Annotated in this window: 14 protein-coding genes; 1 reads left to right on the top strand and 13 read right to left on the bottom strand. The window is 68.1% G+C overall.

The features are described from left to right. Window positions 1-38 precede the first annotated feature (38 nt). Window positions 39-1,544 (bottom strand): glycogen synthase GlgA, encoded by a 1,506-nt coding sequence (gene glgA, locus OF380_RS01785; RefSeq protein ID WP_264049084.1) that lies wholly within the window; start codon window positions 1,542-1,544, stop codon window positions 39-41. Window positions 1,545-2,343: 799 nt separating this feature from the next. Here glgA and OF380_RS01780 point away from each other — a divergent pair. After that, a complete protein-coding gene (locus tag OF380_RS01780; RefSeq protein ID WP_404810523.1) occupies window positions 2,344-4,878 on the top strand; it encodes a glycogen/starch/alpha-glucan phosphorylase in 2,535 nt (844 codons plus the stop codon). Window positions 4,879-4,984: 106 nt separating this feature from the next. Here OF380_RS01780 and OF380_RS01775 read toward each other — a convergent pair whose 3' ends face one another. The 12 genes from OF380_RS01775 to OF380_RS01720 form a co-directional block, all read right to left on the bottom strand. Continuing rightward, window positions 4,985-5,929 carry a ferredoxin reductase domain-containing protein gene (locus OF380_RS01775; RefSeq protein ID WP_264049083.1) on the bottom strand — a complete coding sequence of 315 codons (945 nt, stop codon included), beginning with the start codon at window positions 5,927-5,929 and terminating at the stop codon, window positions 4,985-4,987. 61 nt (window positions 5,930-5,990) lie between these two features. After that, a complete protein-coding gene (locus OF380_RS01770; RefSeq protein ID WP_264049082.1) occupies window positions 5,991-6,341 on the bottom strand; it encodes a hypothetical protein in 351 nt (116 codons plus the stop codon). A 132-nt stretch (window positions 6,342-6,473) separates the two neighbouring features. Then, complete coding sequence (locus tag OF380_RS01765; protein WP_404810589.1) at window positions 6,474-9,227, bottom strand: EAL domain-containing protein; 2,754 nt, start codon at window positions 9,225-9,227, stop codon at window positions 6,474-6,476. Window positions 9,228-9,579: 352 nt separating this feature from the next. After that, window positions 9,580-10,875 carry a M16 family metallopeptidase gene (locus tag OF380_RS01760; RefSeq protein ID WP_264049080.1) on the bottom strand — a complete coding sequence of 432 codons (1,296 nt, stop codon included), beginning with the start codon at window positions 10,873-10,875 and terminating at the stop codon, window positions 9,580-9,582. A 6-nt stretch (window positions 10,876-10,881) separates the two neighbouring features. After that, window positions 10,882-12,294, bottom strand: a complete 1,413-nt coding sequence (gene thrC, locus OF380_RS01755; RefSeq protein ID WP_264049079.1) for a threonine synthase — start codon at window positions 12,292-12,294, stop codon at window positions 10,882-10,884. A 66-nt stretch (window positions 12,295-12,360) separates the two neighbouring features. Beyond that, a complete protein-coding gene (locus OF380_RS01750; RefSeq protein WP_264049078.1) occupies window positions 12,361-12,774 on the bottom strand; it encodes a DUF4864 domain-containing protein in 414 nt (137 codons plus the stop codon). A gap of 83 nt (window positions 12,775-12,857) precedes the next feature. Next, entirely contained in the window at window positions 12,858-13,628 is a 771-nt protein-coding gene (locus tag OF380_RS01745) for an SURF1 family protein (RefSeq protein WP_264049077.1), read from the bottom strand. Next, a complete protein-coding gene (locus tag OF380_RS01740; protein ID WP_264049076.1) occupies window positions 13,628-13,996 on the bottom strand; it encodes a DUF983 domain-containing protein in 369 nt (122 codons plus the stop codon). The genes OF380_RS01745 and OF380_RS01740 overlap by 1 nt, the downstream gene beginning before the upstream one ends. Window positions 13,997-14,131: 135 nt before the next feature. After that, window positions 14,132-14,989, bottom strand: coding sequence for a cytochrome c oxidase subunit 3 (locus OF380_RS01735; protein WP_264049074.1), 858 nt, complete (start codon window positions 14,987-14,989; stop codon window positions 14,132-14,134). A 135-nt stretch (window positions 14,990-15,124) separates the two neighbouring features. Beyond that, window positions 15,125-15,748: a cytochrome c oxidase assembly protein gene (locus OF380_RS01730; protein ID WP_264049073.1), complete on the bottom strand. Its 624-nt coding sequence runs from the start codon at window positions 15,746-15,748 to the stop codon at window positions 15,125-15,127. Window positions 15,749-15,773: 25 nt separating this feature from the next. Further along, window positions 15,774-15,938 carry a hypothetical protein gene (locus OF380_RS01725; RefSeq protein ID WP_264049072.1) on the bottom strand — a complete coding sequence of 55 codons (165 nt, stop codon included), beginning with the start codon at window positions 15,936-15,938 and terminating at the stop codon, window positions 15,774-15,776. Then, window positions 15,935-16,885 (bottom strand): heme o synthase, encoded by a 951-nt coding sequence (locus tag OF380_RS01720; protein ID WP_264049071.1) that lies wholly within the window; start codon window positions 16,883-16,885, stop codon window positions 15,935-15,937. The genes OF380_RS01725 and OF380_RS01720 overlap by 4 nt, the downstream gene beginning before the upstream one ends. Window positions 16,886-16,941: the final 56 nt, after the last annotated feature.

The raw sequence follows: 16,941 nt of genomic DNA, 5'->3' as shown, positions 1-16,941 counted from the left end.
CCCCGCCGGCTTCTTTCGTCCTGCGATCGAGATCCCGTTCAGGCGGCGCGCAGGCGCAGGCCGGGAGTGTTGCCGATAGCGCGGGTGTAGAGGGAGACGTAGTCCAGGGCCGCCTTGTCCCACCCGAAGGACCGCGACATCGCGTGGCGGCGCATGGCGTTCAGGCGCTTCTTCTGGGCGAAGGTGTCCATCGCCCGGCGGATCGCCGTCGCGAAGCCCCGCGGAGACGCCTCGCCGAAGGTGAAGCCCGTCACACCGTCCTCGACCGTGTCGGCGAGCCCGCCGGTGCCGTGGACGATCGGCAGCGAGCCGAAGCGCTGGGCGTACATCTGGGCGAGACCGCAGGGCTCGAACCGCGAGGGCATCAGCAGGAAGTCGCTGCCAGCGAACATCCGGCGGGCATCCGCCTCCTCGAAACCGACATGGACGCCCACCGAGGCCGGGTGGCGCCGGGCGAGGTCGCGAAGCGCGCCTTCGAAGCGGCTCTCACCCTGGCCGATCACAACCAGTTGTCCACCCTCGGCGACGATCGATTCGGCGGCATTGATGCTGAGATCGATGCCCTTCTGATGGACGAGGCGCGACACGATCGCGAAGAGCGGCCCGCGCGAGACGGCGAGGCCGAAGCGGCGGCGCACGGTCTCGGCATTGGCCCGCTTACCCTTCCAGTCGTCGATCTCGAAGCGGGCGGAGAGGTGCGGGTCGGTGCGGGGATCCCAGCTCTCGTCGATGCCGTTCAGAATGCCGGCGAGGCGTCCCTGGGCCGCGCGCGTGCGCAGCAGCCCGTCGAGACCGCAGCCGGATTCGGGGGTGGTGATCTCCCGGGCGTAGGTCTCGCTCACCGTCGTTACGTGGGACGCGTAATAGAGCCCCGCCTTGAGGAAGGAGATCTGCCCATAGAACTCGACGCCGTCCATCTGGAACGCATCCTCGGGGACGCCGAGGCGGCCGAGCGATTCGCGGGGGAAGACACCCTGATAGGCGAGGTTGTGCACCGTGAGGATGCTGGGGATCCGTAGACCGCTCCAGGCGAGATAGGCCGGCGCGAGGGCCGCCTGCCAATCGTTCAGGTGCAGCAGGTCGGCGGCCCAGGCCGGATCGATCCCGCGCGCGATCTCTGCGGCAGCAAGGCTCAGGCGGGCGAAGCGGATGTCGTTATCGCCGAAATCGCCCTGCGCGTTCCCGTACGGGGTCCCGTCGCGCTGATAGAGCTCGGCGCTCAGGATCACGTAGACCTGCAGGCCGTCGCTCGTCTCGACGAGGCCGAGGTCACAGGGTGGGACGCCGGCCCTTCCGGGCAACTGGGCGATGACGGGGATGTGGTCGAACCGCTCGACGACCCGACGGTAACCGGGAATGATGACCCGGACATCGTAATGCCTGCGCAGCGCCCGCGGGAGGGAGCCTGCCACCTCGCCAAGACCGCCGGTCTTCACGAAGTCGGACATCTCGGGGGTGGCGAAGAGGATGCGGGGCTTGAGATGGGAGCGGGATCGAAGGGGGTGGTGCGTGTCGACGTGGTCGGTCAGATCCGCCGGACTCATGTACATGTCCCCACGTCGTGCAATGGGCGGAGACGGACGGCAGCCCAACATCGACGTCGACATCATTAACGCCCTAAATCCTTAGCAGTTCCGTTGCATCGCACAATTCAAGCCACGTTCAGACTGTTTATTTCGCCGCGCCCGCCCACGCCCCTGGAATGCCTTTGGGACGGGAAAGGCCATCGTCGCCCTTAAAATGGCCACATCCGTGGATTGTGCACACAGCGCGTGCAACGCTCTGCTGCGTCGCACACAAGTTCGGCGGTGTGGCCCGTGAACAGACTCTCGGTCCCCGGATCCGGTCCGTGGCTTTGCCCCATGAGACGAGAAAAGATCAGCCTCGTCTGGCACGTGAGCACGCACCGGCAATTGGCTTTTCAGGCGGTGGAGCACCCATCGGCTCGGGCGTTCAGACAATATTCGAACGTCATGTGGTCTTATTCCTGGACGCATTGGCTGGGAGCATCGGCGACGCGGATGGAAATTCCGTCTTCATCAGGTCGGGATCGATCCAGCCGGCAGGCCCGGGCAAGCAACCCGGTACAGGTTGAACCCCTTGCGGAACCGTGAGGGGGCAGCCCCCGAGCGCGAGACCGTCTGCTGTTCTTCCCCCAAAAGGAGGAAGTACCAGCAAGTGTTTGATGATCTTGTCGCATTGTTCAGAAATGATGAATGCGCGCGATTGTAGTGAGCTGGACCGAAGGATGGACAGGATCGCTAGACTGGAGCGGACTTTCGGGGTTGCCGTTCCGGATTTCGTGACCATGTCCCACGGTCGAGAAAGGGGGGGACCTGAGACGTGTTGAACGAGAACCTGATCCGCCGGGACGACGCATCCGCCGCGAACGTTCCGAACCAGAAGCAGACGCCCGAGGCTCTTGCCGCGCCGGCACGCACCATTCCAACCAAGGTGACGTCGGGCAACGACGTCGCCGACCTGCGCGAGGCGATCCTGGCCAAGCTGGCCTACGTCATCGGAAAGGCGCCCAGCAACGCCCGTGAGCGCGACTGGTTCGCCGCGACCGCCCTCGCTTTGCGCGACCGCATCGTCGATGCCTGCGTGGACAACGAGCGGGCGGTGCCGAACAAGCGCGTCTATTATCTCTCTCTCGAATTCCTCATCGGCCGGCTCCTGTCCGACGCCATGAACAACCTCGGCCTGGTCGCGACCACGCGGGCCGCCCTGCGTGAGCTCGGTATCGACCTCGGCGACGTGGAAGCGGCCGAGCCGGACGCCGCGCTCGGCAATGGCGGCCTCGGGCGCCTCGCCGCCTGCTTCATGGAAAGCATGGCGAGCCTCTCGATCCCTGCGATCGGCTACGGCATCCGCTACGATCACGGCCTGTTCCGGCAGTCGCTGGAGGATGGCTGGCAGAAGGAAGCTCCAGAGACCTGGCTCGCCGAAGGCAACCCCTGGGAGTTCGTGCGGCCGGAGGCGACCTACACGATCGGGTTCGGCGGCCACGTCACCATGTCTTCGGTGACGGAGGGCGTGATCCGGCGCCACTGGTGCCCGGCCGAGACCGTGCGCGCCGTGGCCCACGACGTGCCCGTGGTCGGCTGGCGCGGGCGCCACGTCAACACGCTGCGCCTGTGGAAGGCCGAGGCCGAGACACCGGTGGAGCTCGAGCGCTTCAACGGCGGCGACCATGTGGGCGCCGTGGCGGGGCGGGCCCGGGCCGAGGCGATCTCGCGGGTGCTCTATCCCAGCGATTCCTCCGCCGAGGGCCAGGAACTGCGCCTGCGCCAGGAATACTTCTTCACCTCCGCCTCGCTGCAGGACCTCCTGCGGCGCCACGTGGCCGAGCGCGGCGACCTGCGCTCGCTGCCGGACCACGCGGCCATCCAGCTGAACGACACCCACCCGGCCATCGCCGTTCCGGAGCTGATGCGCCTCCTCCTGGAGGATCACGGCCTGAACTGGGAGGATGCCTGGCACATCACCACCCATACGCTGGGCTACACCAACCACACCCTCCTGCCGGAGGCGCTGGAAACCTGGCCGGTGGAGCTGATGGAGCGCGTCCTGCCGCGCCACATGCAGATCATCTACCTCATCAACTGGATGCATCTGGAGGAGCAGGGCAAGCAGGGTCGCGGGACGGCCGAGCAACTCGCCTCGGTCTCTCTCATCGACGAGAGCCACGGCAAGCGCGTGCGCATGGGCCATCTCGCGTTCCTCGGCGCGCGGCGCGTCAACGGCGTCTCCGCCCTGCATACGGACCTGATGCGCTCGACGGTGTTCAAGGACCTGCACGCCCTCGACACCGACAAGATCGTCAACAAGACCAACGGCATCACCTTCCGCCGCTGGCTCCACAACGCGAACCCCGAACTCACGGCCCTCGCCGTCGAGGCCGTCGGACCCGAGGTGCTCGATCACCCCGAGCGTCTCGCCGGCCTCGCCGACATGGCGTCCGATTCCGGCTTTCAGGCCCGCTACGCGGCCATGCGCCGGGGCCGCAAGCTGGCGCTCGCCCGCGTGGTGGCGGAGCGCACCGGCATCGTGGTCGACCCCTCGGCCCTGTTCGACGTGCAGATCAAGCGCATCCACGAGTACAAGCGCCAGCTTCTCAACGTCATCGAGACGGTGGCCCTGTACCAGGCGATCAAGGCCGATCCGACGGCGGACTGGACGCCGCGCGTGAAGATCTTCGGCGGAAAGGCCGCGCCGAGCTATGTCCAGGCCAAGCTCATCATCAAGCTCGCCTGTGATGTCGCCCGGATCGTCAACGCGGATCCGGACGTCGCCGGCCGCCTGAAGGTCGCCTTCCTGCCGAACTACTCGGTGAGCCTGGCCGAGGCGATCATCCCGGCGGCCGACCTCTCGGAGCAGATCTCTACCGCCGGCATGGAAGCCTCCGGCACCGGCAACATGAAACTCGCCCTCAACGGCGCGCTGACCATCGGCACGCTGGACGGCGCCAATATCGAGATTCGCGACCATGTGGGCGCGGACAACATCTTCATCTTCGGCCTCGACGCGGCCGGGGTACAGGCCCGGATGGGCGAGCCGAACTACGCGGAAGCCGCCATCGCGGCCTCGCCGCGCCTCAAGGCGGCCCTCGACATCATCGAAGCCGGCGGGTTCTTCCCCGAGGAGCCCGGCCGCTTCCAGGCGATTGTCGACGACCTGCGCCGCAACGACCGCTACCTGCTCACGGCCGATTTCGACGATTACTGGCGGGCGCAGCGCGCCGTCGACGCCGCCTGGAACGACCCGAAGGCCTGGTGGCGCGCGGCGATCCTCAACACGGCCCGGATGGCCTGGTTTTCCTCGGACCGCTCAATGCGGGAATATGCCGAGGAGATCTGGCGCGTCCGCGTCGCCTGAGTCCCCGCGGGCCCGGTCGCCTCCGCGGCCGGGCTTCGCGCCGTACGCACATGAAAGAGGCGCGTCTCCCGACCGGAGACGCGCCTCTTTCCATTCCGGCAGGCGTTCAGATCCCCGTATCGAGCAGCACGGGATAGCAGCGGGCGCCGGTCGCGGCCGCCAGCACCTCGACGGCCCCGACCGTGGAGGCATCGCCGGCCACGTGCACCACGTCCGTGCTGCGCAGGGAGGGCAGGTGCGCGGTCAGCGGGCCGGGTCGGACCTCGGGTGGACGCTGGCGCATGCGGTCCGAGACCACGACGATCCGGGTCACGCCCGTGGCGCGCAGCCAGTCGAGGGCCGGGCGCATGTAGAGGTCGAGGGGATCGCGCGCGCCGACCATCACGGTCATCTCACGGGCGGGATCGATGTAGCGGGCCGCCCGGGCGATCGACCAGATCGGCGCGAAGCCGGTCTCGGCGGCCACGAGGACGAGGCGTCCGCTGCCCGGCCGATAGAAGCCCCGGCCGACGGGCCCCTTCAGCTTGACCGGATGATCGAGGTCGATCGACTCGCCGAAGGCATGGCCGAGGCCGGTGCCGTCGTGCGCCAGGCGCAGGTGGAAGACGAGTTCGTTGAGTTCGGCGGATCCATCGACCCGCAGGGTCGGGCTCAGGGTCACCGGCTCGAACCCCTCGAAGGTGGCGACCACCTGGTGACCGGGTTCGAGGGCGAGCCGGCGCGTGATCGTCACGACGACCTGCACGGTGTGCGGCCCGAGCGAGCTGATCTCGGTGACGGTGCCGGTGCGCTTCTGCGCGGCGACGGGCCGCGTCGGCAGCACCAGGGGACGCGGCGCTTCGATTCCGCTGGCGCGCGGGAGCGACAGCTTCACCGATTCGCTGCGATGCGCGCGGGTCTGCGCCCGGCGCGGGGCCGGACCGGCCCCCTGACCGTTGAGACCGGGGGCGGGGGCGATCATCCCATCGGCAAGGGCGGCCTCCAGCGGCGTGTCGCCGGTGGACACGCGCACGGACTTGCCGTTGACGACGAGCGAGCAGCGGGCGCTCATGGTCGTCCTTCGTTTCGAGAAGATAAGGGGAAGCGTCGGATCGTGCCTCGTCCCCTGCGGGTCAGCGCGGGGCGTCGAGGAGCGTGTCGACCAGGGCGGCCCAGCGGTCACGCACGGCGCGCGCCTCGGGGGTCAGGGGCGCGGCCTCGTCCATGCGGGTCAGGCATGCGCGCAGGCGCTCGGCCTCGCGGCGCTCGGCGCCGAGGACGGCCTTCATGACCATCAGTTCCGCCCGCAGGCGGGACACCTCTCCGGCGGGTGCGGCCTTCGCGACCTCGGTAGCGGCGGTGGGTTCGGCATCGGATACGTCGGAGACGGGTTCGGCGACCACGCGGAGCGGGCGACCCATCAGGCGCCGGACGAGGCGGGTATCGATCTCGTCGTCCACGATCCGCAACGCAGCCTGCGCCATCACGCCATCTCCTGCCGGAAGGCGGTCGCGCTCTGCCGCCCGCACCTGTTCCGGACTTGACGATGGCGGATTATGGTTAAGGGAGGTTTAACCAGACCGCGCCGATGGCCCGGATCCGTTGAGGCGCGTAATTCAAGCGGCTTCCGTCGCCGCTCCCAACAATTGGCGTGCCTGCAGCATCGACATCGGCTCGCCGAAGGCGAAGCCCTGCGCGTATTCGCAGCCCAATTCGAACAGGGCCTGCGTATCAGCTTCGGTTTCCGCGCCCTCGGCGATGATCGCCAGACCGAGTTCCTGAGCCATCTTGACGATGGACCGCAGGATGGCCGTCTGGCCGGTCGTAATCTGACGGACGAAGGACTGATCGATCTTGATCGTATCGAAGGGGAAGCGCTGGAGGTAGGAGAGGGCGGAATAGCCGGTGCCGAAATCGTCGAGCGAGAGGCCGGCCCCGAGATCGTGGATGCGATGGAGCATCTGGGCCGCGTATTCCGGGTTCTCCATCACCAGGCTCTCGGTCATCTCGAGCTTCAGTGAGCCGGGGATGACGCCGGAACGGGCGAGGATCGTCTTCACGTCGTGCAGGAGGTCGTGGCGCAGGAGCTGTCGCGACGAGACGTTGACGGAGGCAAAGATCGGCGGATCGACGTCGAGCGAACGCTGCCAGGCGGCCAGTTCGAGGGCCGTGCGCTCCAGGGCGAAGATGCCGAGGTTGACGATGAAGCCGCTCTCCTCCGCGATGGGCAGGAAGGTCGCTGGGGTGATGCGGCCGAGCTTGGGATGGTCCCAGCGCAGCAGGGTCTCGAAGCCCGCCACGGTGCGGTCCTCCAGCCGGACGATGGGCTGGAACAGCACCTTCATCTCGTTGCGCTCCAGGGCGCGGCGCAGGTCCGCCTCCAGCATGAGGCGGTCGCTACGCTCATTGCGCATGGTGGCGCGGAACACCTCGGTGCGGTCGCCGCCGCCGCGCTTGGCCTGGATCATCGCCATCTCGGCGTTCTTGAACACCTCTTCCCGCTTCAAGTTCGCGCCGCCCTCGTGCAGGGCGATGCCCACGGAGACGGTGAGGAAGATCTCGCGATCCGCGTAGGTGATGGGCGTCGCGATGGCTTTGCGGATCATTTCCGCGAAGGCGAGGATGCGGTCGGGTTCGCGCTCGGAGAGCAGGATCAGCGCGAACTCGTCGCCGGCGACGCGGGACAGGGTGTCCTGTGGCCGCAACAGGCGTCCGAGGCGACGCGAGAGGGTGAGCAGGATCGAATCGCCCGCCGAGAGGCCGATCGCCTCGTTGATGGCCTTGAACCGGTCGATGTCGAGGACGATCGTGGTCGGCTTCAGCCGCAGGTCCTGGCTCGCAAAGGCGAGGGCGGCGTCGAGGCGGTCGTAGAAGAGTTCGCGGTTCGGCAGGCCGGTGAGGCTGTCATGCACCGCGTCGTGGAGCAGTCGCTCCTCGGCGGTCTTCACTTCGGTGACGTCGCTGATCGTGCCGACGACGCGGATCACCTCGCCGTCCGAACCGATCACCGGGCGGGCCTTGAGACGGTACCAGTAATAGGGCCCCACCGTGGAGCGCAGGCGGAAATCGTGGACGATGCGGCCCCGCCGCTCCTCGATCACCGTGTCGAGGGCCGCCGAGTAGCGGTCCACGTCGAAGGGATGGACGAGGCTGAGCCAGTTCGCCGCCGGCCCCTCCAGGCTGCCGCGCTTCAGGCCGAGCTGGCCCTCGATCTCCTGGCCGGCGAAGACCCGGTCGCCCGGCACGTCCCAGTCGAAGACCACGTCGCCCGCGCCCGTCAGTGCCAGGGCCCGGCGCTCGGTGTCGGAGACAAGGGCGTAGGTCAGGCCACCGCCGGCGAATGCATGCTGCATCACCGTGAAGCCGATGAGCATCACGATCAACACGAGGCCGCCGATGAGGGCTGGCTGCACGAGGTCGCTGCCGATCTGCCCCGTGATCGCGAAGCCGGCCGCCACCACCCAGACCAGGAGCAGGCACCAGGTCGGCACCAGCAGGATCGCCCGGTCGTAGCCGTTATGGGCGGCGAGATAGACGATGAGCAGCAGTCCGACGCCGGCCACCGCCGCGATGGAGATGCGCGCCACCCCCGCCGCCACGGGCGGATCGAACACCGCGAGCCCGACGAGGCAGGCAAGGAACAGGAGCCAGATCACCGCGACGTGGCTGTAGCGCACGTGCCAGCGGCTGAGGTTGAGATAGGCGAACAGGAACACGAGGAGGGTCGCGCCGAGCACTGCCTCGGTGGAGGCGCGATAGACCCGCTCGGCCACCTCGGTGATGGGAAACACGCGCTGCAGGAAGCCGAAATCGATGCACGCGTAGGCCAGCACCGCCCAGGCCAGGGAGGCGGCGGCGGGGAAGATGATCGCACCCTTCACGACGAAGATGATCGTCAGGAACAGGGCGAGCAGGCCGGCGATGCCGATGATGATACCCTTGTACAGGGTCAGGCCGGTGGATTTCTTGCGGTAGGCTTCCTGGTCCCACAGGTAGACCTGCGGAATGTTGGGCCCGCGCAACTCCGCCACGTAGGTGACGGTGGCACCGGGATCGAGGGTGATGACGAACTGATCAGATTCCGGGTTCTCGTCGCGCTCCGGGCGGATACCCTGGCTCGCGGTGATCGCCGCGATGCGCGAGCCGCCGAGATCCGGCCAGATCACGCCCGAGCCGACAAAACGGAAATGCGGGGCGACGAGGACCCGGTCCACCTGCTCGTCGGTGTCGTTGGTCAGCGCGAAGACCATCCAGTCCGGCCGCGCGCCGGTATCGCGGGCTTTCACCACGATGCGGCGCACGATCCCGTCCTTACCCGGTGCCGTGGAGATCTGGATGAGGTCGCCGTCCGAACGATAGCGCTCGATCATCGGCGTCAAGTCGATCGCCGGTGCGTCGACGGTGACCCGGACCGCCTCGACGGCCCGGGCCGGCGCGCTGACGAGCAGGGCGCTCAGCAGGGCCGCGACGAAGGCCGGCAGAATGGCGGCGATGACGGGGGCGATTCTACGCAACGGGCGAGTGTTCCGGCCAAGCGGGGCGTGATCGAGGAATCGGGCGATGAGATAAGGCCGAGCTTGTCGGCCCAGTCGTATCGGTGGGTTCCTCCGCGGGCAAGGCGGACAGGCGCCATGCGCGAGGACGTTCACCGTTTCTCAACCGTGACACCGAGCCGCTTCGATCGCCCCCCTTTGCGGCCAAAACAAGCCGTGCGCCGCCGGATCAGGCCGCCCGCAGGGTGGCGGCGATCCGCTCGAGGCCCGGTAGCTTCTTGATCGGGCCGATCGCCGCCAAGGTCGGGGCCCCGGCGAGCAGGCGCTTGCCGGCGGCCCGGACGTCCTCCACCGTGACCGCATCGACCTTCGCGATCACCTCGCTGGCGGGGATGACCCGGCCCCAGGCGAGGATCTGGCGGGCGTTGCGCTCGATGCGGCCCCCCGGCGTCTCCAGGGCGGAGAGCAGCGCGACCTTCAACTGTGCCTTCGCGCGAGCGACCTCGGCCGTGTCGGCATCCGCCGCCGTCCGGATGGTGGCGTCCAGGGTCACGTCCATGAGCTCGACGAGGTCGCCGCCGGAGGTGCCGGCGCCGATGCCGAACAAGCCACAATCGTAGAAGGACCAGTGGAAGGACTGGATCTCGTAGGCGAGGCCGCGCGTCTCGCGCACCTCGTGCCAGAGCCGGGAGGTCAGCCCGCCCCCGAGCACCTGCGCGAACAGGTGCAGGGCATAGTAGTTCTCGTCGCGGAACGACAACCCGGGCAGGCCGAGGACGACGTTGGCCTGTTCGAGCTTCTTCGGCAGCCGCTTCTCGCCGCCGCCATAGATTCCCGCCACGGCTTCGGGCGGGCGCGTCGGCGCCAAGCCTCCGAAGTAGCGCTCGGCGGATTCCACGATCGCATCGTGTCCGATCGCCCCGGCGGCGGCGAGCACGATGCGGTCCGGCGTGTATTCGCGGGCGATGTAGGCCTCGATGGCCGTCCGGTCGAAGCTCTTGATCGTCTCCGGCGTGCCGATGATCGGCCGGCCCATCGGCTGGTTCGGAAAGGCCGCCTCGGTGAAGGCCTCGTAGACGACGTCGTCGGGGGTGTCTTCGATGGCCGCGTGTTCCTGCAGGATCACGCTCTTCTCCCGGGCGAGTTCGCCGGCATCGAACACCGAACCCGTCAGGATGTCGCCGATGACGTCGAGGGCGACCCCCGCATCCTCGCCGAGGACCCGGGCGGTGTAGCTCGTGCCTTCCGCGCTGGTGGCCGCGTTGATGTCGCCACCGACATTCTCGATGTCCTCGGCGATGCGACGGGCCGTGCGGGTCTTCGTTCCCTTGAACGCCATGTGCTCGATGAGGTGGCTCAGGCCGCTCTCATCCGCGCGCTCGTGGCGCGAGCCCGCGCCGACCCAGACCCCCAGTGTGGCGGTGGCCACGCCCGGCATCGCCTCCGTGACGACCGTGACCCCGTTCGCGAGCTTGGTGATCTTCAGGTCGGGCGAGGCGCCATGCGTGGCGAAGTGCTGGTTCATGAGCGCTCAGGCTCCCTTCGTGATGCGGGCGCGCTCGCGGATGAAGGCCTCGACCGCCGCCTGATCGTTGGCGACGCGCGAGAACTCTTCCTTGCGGTCAATGAGGTCGGCGAGGTGCGGCGGCAGTTCGGGGCGCCGTCCGCCGATCGCCTTGGCCACCGCGTCCGGGAACTTGGCGGCATGCGCAGTGGCCAGCGCCACCACGGGCGTGCGCGGGTCCTGCAGCAGAAGCTTGCGCGCCGCGTGGACGCCGATCGCGCTGTGCGGATCGATGACGTGACCGGTCTCGGCGTGGGTGCGGGCGATCTCGGCGACCACCTCGGGCTCGGAAACGGCGGTGGCGTCGAACTCCGAACGCACCGTGGCGAGGACCCCTGGATCGAGGTGGAAGCCGCCGGACTGCTTCAGCCCGGCCATGAGACGGCCGAGGCTCGACGAATCACGCCCCAGGGCCTCGAACAGCAGCCGCTCGAAATTCGAGGAGATCTGGATGTCCATGGACGGGGAGGTGGTCGGCTGCACGCCGCGCACCTCGTAGGACCCGTGCTCCAGGGTCCGCGCCAGGATGTCGTTGGCGTTGGTGCCGATCATCAGGCGCTCGATGGGCAGGCCCATGCGCTTGGCGACCCAGCCCGCGAGGATGTCGCCGAAATTGCCCGTCGGCACCGCGAACGAAACCGGACGGTGCGGCGCGCCGAGCGCTACAGCGGAGGTGAAGTAATAGACCGCCTGGGCGGCGACGCGGGCCCAGTTGATGGAATTGACGCCGGACAGGCGCACGTCGTCGGCGAAATCCGCGTGCTGGAACAGGGCTTTGACGATGTTCTGGCAATCGTCGAAATTGCCGTCGATGGCGATGGCGTGGACGTTGTGCGCCCCCACCGAGGTCATCTGCCGGCGCTGCACCTCGGAGACGCGCCCCTCCGGGAACAGGATGAAGATGTCCACCTGATCGAGGCCCCGGAAGGCTTCCACCGCCGCGCTGCCGGTGTCGCCGGAGGTCGCGCCGACGATGGTCGCCCGCGCGCCGCGCGCCCGGAGCACGTGGTCCATCAGGCGCCCGAGGAGCTGCATCGCCACATCCTTGAAGGCGAGCGTCGGGCCGTGGAAGAGTTCGAGGAGGAACAGGTTGTCGTCGAGTTGCGTCAGTGGGCAGACCGCCGGATGCCGGAACGTCGCGTAGGCATCCTCGATCATCGTATCGAGGTCCGCGTCCGCGATCTCCCCGTCGATGAGGGGCCGCAGCACGGTCTTGGCGGCATCGGCGTAGCGCACGCCCGCGAGATCCGCGATCGCCGGCTTGGTGATCTGCGGCCAGGTCTCGGGCACGTAGAGACCGCCGTCGCGGGCAAGCCCGGCGAGGAGGGCATCGGAAAAGCTGAGGGGCGCCGCAGCGCCGCGGGTCGAGACGTGAAGCAAGGGGGCCTCCGGGAAGGCGCCCCGTCTACACGATGTCGGCGGGCGTGTCGAAAGCCGTCATGCGGGTCAGGTGTTGCTTCCCGGCGCCTTCACGAGGCGGCACCCGGTGATGCGCCAGGCACCGTCCGGCTGCTTCTGCAGGCTGTAGAGGGCGGCCCAATCGGCACCGGCCTCGTCCTGGATCGTCACGCCGAGGGCGAGTCCGTCGTCGCCGGCCTCCTCGATCCGGTCCACGCTGAAGCGGCGGGCGCGATAGACCGCGCCATAGCCCTGCCGGACCATGGCGAGGAAGGTTTCCGGAGACGGGAACAGGCTCTGGATCTGCGGTGCGGCCTGGGCGTAGGCGGTCGCCGCATCGTCGCGGCGGAACGCCTCGATCTGTCGCTCCACCGTCGCGCGGGCCGCGTCCCGGGCAGCCTCGTCCGCAGCCCGCGCATCCGTTGCGACGAGGCATGCGAGGAACAGGAGGACCGTGCGCATGGTGCCCACTCCGGGAGGTGACCGCGAGGCAAGAGCCTACGCCGATCCCCCCCGCCCGCAAGTCCGGGTCCGGACCAGGGCTTTCACGATCGCGCGGAGACGGCGGGCTCCGGTTCGTCATGAAGCCGCCGCCACGCGAACACCCCGAAGACCCCGAGGAGGCACGCGGCGATACCGAACCAGGTGAAGGCGTACTGGAGATGATTGTTCGGCAGGTCGACCCGCAGCTGTCCGCCTTTCGGCCAGCCGCCGGGGTTCGGGGTCGCATCCGCCTCGACGAGGTAGGGACGCGGGTCGGCGAGGCCCCGGCTCGCGCTGATACCGGCGATGTCGCGGTTGAACCACTCGTTGCGCACGGGATCCGGCGCCGGCACGAACATGGTCCGGAGCTCGGAGCCCCGCAGGATCCCGGTCACCGTCGTCGGTCCGGCGACCTGCCCGGCGGAGCGGTTGGCGGGCGCCTTGCGTTCCGTCGGCACGAAGCCACGGTTGATCAGGACAGTGCCGCCATCCTCGAGCCGGAACGGGGTGAGGATGTAGTAGCCCTGCAGGGCCCGGCCCGGCACCTCGCCGGCGGCGAGCCCGTGAACCAGGGTCTCCGCCTCGTGCTGAAAGCTGCCGGCCACGCGTACGCGCCGGAACTCGTCGCGCTCGGGATGCCAGGTTTCCGGTGCGGGGAGGGGGGCCGGGGGCTCGACCTTCGAGCGCGCCAGGATGCGCGCGATCAGCGCCTCCTTCTCGGACTTGCGGCCGAGTTGCCAGGTTCCGAGCCCGAGCAGGATGGCGAGGCAGAGCAGGGAGACGAGGCCCGGCGCGATCAGTCCGCGCCAGGCACCGGGTCGGATCGCGGTCACTAGCGGAAGCGCCCCTGCTCGGCCTTGTTGGTGAATTGCAGCGCCGCGAGGATTCCCTTCAGGGGCCGCACCAGCAGGAGGCTGAGGCCGATCGAGAGGGTTCCGGCGACGAGGGCGTGGACCCAGATCGGTGGCTCGTAGGTGATCTCCATCCAGAGCGCGAGGCCGACCACGATGATGCCGACGATCGACATCACGAAGAAGGCCGGTCCGTCCCCGGAGTTGAAGCTCTCGTAATCGAGACCGCAGACCTCGCAGGACGGGCGGAACGTCAGAAAGCCATCGAACATGTGCCCCTCGCCGCAGCGTGGGCAGCGGCCGCGCAGGCCGGCGGAGACGGGCGAAGGTGTCGGCCGCGATACGTCCAAGATGGAAAACTCCTCGGCCGACGACGCGCCGGCCCGCACGATATGGGAACCCAAGAGGCGCTCCACACGCGCCGGACATGAAAAAGGGCGGCTCGCGCCGCCCTTCTCGAGATCGGTCGGCGACCGGACCCGCGCTCAGTGCGCGCCGTGACCGACCCCGGCGCCCCAGACGTAGATCGAGGCGAACAGGAACAGCCAGACCACGTCGACGAAGTGCCAGTACCAGGCGGCGAACTCGAAGCCGAGGTGCTGACGCACGGTGAACTGGCCGAGATAGGCGCGGTAGAGGCAGATCGCGAGGAAGATCGTGCCGATGATGACGTGGAAGCCGTGGAAGCCCGTCGCCATGAAGAAGGTCGAGGCGTAGATGCTGCCCGAGAAGCCGAAATGCGCGTGGGCGTATTCGTAGGCCTGGCAGGCGGAGAAGAGCACGCCGAGGATGATCGTGAGCCAGAGGCCGTATTTCAGGCCCTTGCGGTCATCGTGCAGGAGCGCGTGGTGCGCCCAGGTGATGGTCGTGCCCGAGGTGAGCAGGATCAGCGTGTTGAGGAGCGGCAGGTGCCAGGGATCGAAGGCCTCGATGCCCTTCGGCGGCCACGTCCCGCCCGTGAAGTCGAGGCGCGAGGCCTGGATCGGGTCGGCGGTGTAGAGGGCGGCCTCGAAGTAGGCCCAGAACCACGCCACGAAGAACATCACCTCGGAGGCGATGAACATGATCATGCCGTAGCGGTGGTGAAGCTGCACCACGCGGGTGTGGTCGCCGCTCTCGGCCTCGTGGACGACATCTTTCCACCAGGCGAACATCACGTAGAGGACGCCGATGGTGCCCGCGCCGAAGATGTAGGGGCCGGGGGTGAGCGTGCCGATCTGCAGGCTCTTCATCCAGAACACGGCGCCGAACGCCATCAGGAAGCCCGAAAACGCGCCGATCAGCGGCCACGGACTCGGGGCCAGAATGTGGAAGTCGTGATTTTTGGCGCCTGCCTCGGCCATCTAACTCTTCTCCTGCCCCAGACCTCAGGCCATTGCCGGCCCGCGATCCACTGAATGCCGATCTGGACCGGGTTGCCCCGGATTGTTGTGCCGAACCCTTACCCAGGGTCGCGCGCTGTTGTCACGCTTGCTCCGTCAAAAATTCGACTTCGTCCCCGTGCCGCCCGTTGTCGCAAGCGCGGCCGTGGGCTGGCCGTTCTTCGAGGCGAAGTAGGTGTAGGACAAGGTCATCTCGGAGAGGTGCGCGGTGTTCGAATCCTTGCGCACGTCCGGATCGATGTAGAACACAACCGGGAAATCCATGGTCTCACCCGGCTGCAGCGTCTGCTCGTTGAAGCAGAAGCACTCCACCTTCACGAAGAACCCGCCCATCAGGCCGGGCTGCACGTTGAAGGTGGCGATGCCGGTGGACGGCGTCGTGCCGGTGTTCCGGACGCGGAAGAACACCGTCTTGGTCTCACCGAGTCGCGCCTCGACCTGGGGCGATTCGGCCTGAAAGCGCCAGGGCAGGCTCGTCGCGACGTTGGTGTCGAACCGGACCAGCATGCGATCGTCGGTGGCCGCTGCCGTCGGCGCAAGGCCCTTGCGCGGCGTGCCGTCGAACCCGGTCGCCTTGCAGAACATGTCGTAGAGCGGCACCGACGCGAAGGCGAGGCCGGTCATGCCGAAGGCGAGGCCCGCGCAGGCGAAGGCCGTAACGCCGGCGTTGCTCGTCTTCGCCTTGGGGCGCTGGGGCTTGTCGTCTCTGCGGTCGGTCATGGGGCTCCGTCGCGACGCGGTGCGGTCAGATCGGGCGGCTGAGGACCTGAGGTCCGAGCTTGGCGATCGTCAGCACGTAGAAGATGGTGACCAGCGCGAACAGCACGGCCGCGATGGCGATCGAGCGCTTGCGCCGGCGCTGGGATTCCTCCGGCGTCAGCGGGCGCGGCTGCACGGGACGCTCGCTCACAGGGTCACCGCGCGGAACAGACCGAGGCTCTGCTCGGCGAGCAGGGCGGCGAACATCAGGAACAGGTGCAGGATCGAGAAGCCGAACATGCCCATGGCTGCCTTGCGCTCGGGCTCGCCCTCACGGTTGCGGTAGACGTGGACGCTGAAGGCCAGCATGGCGAGGCCCCCGACGAAGGCCGTCACGGCGTAGAGCCAGCCACCGAAGCCGAGGAAGACGGGAGTGAGGCCGACGGGGAAGAGCAGGGCCGAGTAGGCGATGATCTGGCGCCGGGTCGAATCGGGACCCGCCACGTTCGGCATCATCGGAATGCCGGCCTTGGCGTAATCGGCCGACTTGATCAGGGCCAGGGCCCAGAAGTGCGGCGGCGTCCAGATGAAGATGATCATGAACAGCACGAGCGATTCGATGCCGAGGCTGCCGGTGACGGCGGCCTGGCCGACCATCGGGGGGAGGGCGCCGGCGGCGCCGCCGATGACGATGTTCTGCGGCGTCGCCCGCTTCAGCCACATCGAGTAGACCACCGCGTAGAACACGATGGTGAAGGCGAGGAGCCCGGCGGCGAGCCAGTTCGAGGCGAGGCCGAGCACCAGCACCGAACCCACCGACAGCACGATGCCGAAGGTGAGGGCCTCGTCCGGCCGGATGCGGCCGTCCGGAATCGGGCGCTTGGCGGTACGCGTCATCACCGCGTCGATATCGGCATCCCACCACATGTTGAGGCACCCGGACGCACCGGCGCCCACCGCGATCATGAGGAGCGAGATGGAGCCGACCACCGGCTGGATATGGACGTTCGAGACCACCATGCCGACGAGCGCCGTGAAGATGACCAGCACCATCACGCGGGGCTTCAGCAGGGCGAAGAAGTCCGAAACCTCGCCGCCGACCGGCGACAGAACTTGCGGCTCGGCGCCAGCGGATAGGCTGTTCGACAGGCTCGTCATGGGTTCCTGATACGGTTCTCGTGTCCGGTTCGGGCTTCGGATCGCGCCGTCGGGCG

Source organism: Methylobacterium sp. FF17 (assembly GCF_025813715.1).
Taxonomy (GTDB): Bacteria; Pseudomonadota; Alphaproteobacteria; order Rhizobiales; family Beijerinckiaceae; genus Methylobacterium; species Methylobacterium flocculans.
Note: the sequence above shows the minus strand (reverse complement) of the source record. Positions and strands in the feature narration are given on the sequence as shown.

Coding starts and splice junctions, on each gene's coding strand:
- OF380_RS01760 (WP_264049080.1), bottom strand. CDS start 10,875: ATGAACCAGCACTTCGCCACGCATGGCGCCTCGCCCGACCTGAAGATC.
- glgA (WP_264049084.1), bottom strand. CDS start 1,544: ATGAGTCCGGCGGATCTGACCGACCACGTCGACACGCACCACCCCCTT.
- OF380_RS01735 (WP_264049074.1), bottom strand. CDS start 14,989: ATGGCCGAGGCAGGCGCCAAAAATCACGACTTCCACATTCTGGCCCCG.
- OF380_RS01730 (WP_264049073.1), bottom strand. CDS start 15,748: ATGACCGACCGCAGAGACGACAAGCCCCAGCGCCCCAAGGCGAAGACG.
- OF380_RS01770 (WP_264049082.1), bottom strand. CDS start 6,341: ATGGCGCAGGCTGCGTTGCGGATCGTGGACGACGAGATCGATACCCGC.
- OF380_RS01775 (WP_264049083.1), bottom strand. CDS start 5,929: ATGAGCGCCCGCTGCTCGCTCGTCGTCAACGGCAAGTCCGTGCGCGTG.
- OF380_RS01765 (WP_404810589.1), bottom strand. CDS start 9,227: ATGATCGAGCGCTATCGTTCGGACGGCGACCTCATCCAGATCTCCACG.
- OF380_RS01720 (WP_264049071.1), bottom strand. CDS start 16,885: ATGACGAGCCTGTCGAACAGCCTATCCGCTGGCGCCGAGCCGCAAGTT.
- OF380_RS01750 (WP_264049078.1), bottom strand. CDS start 12,774: ATGCGCACGGTCCTCCTGTTCCTCGCATGCCTCGTCGCAACGGATGCG.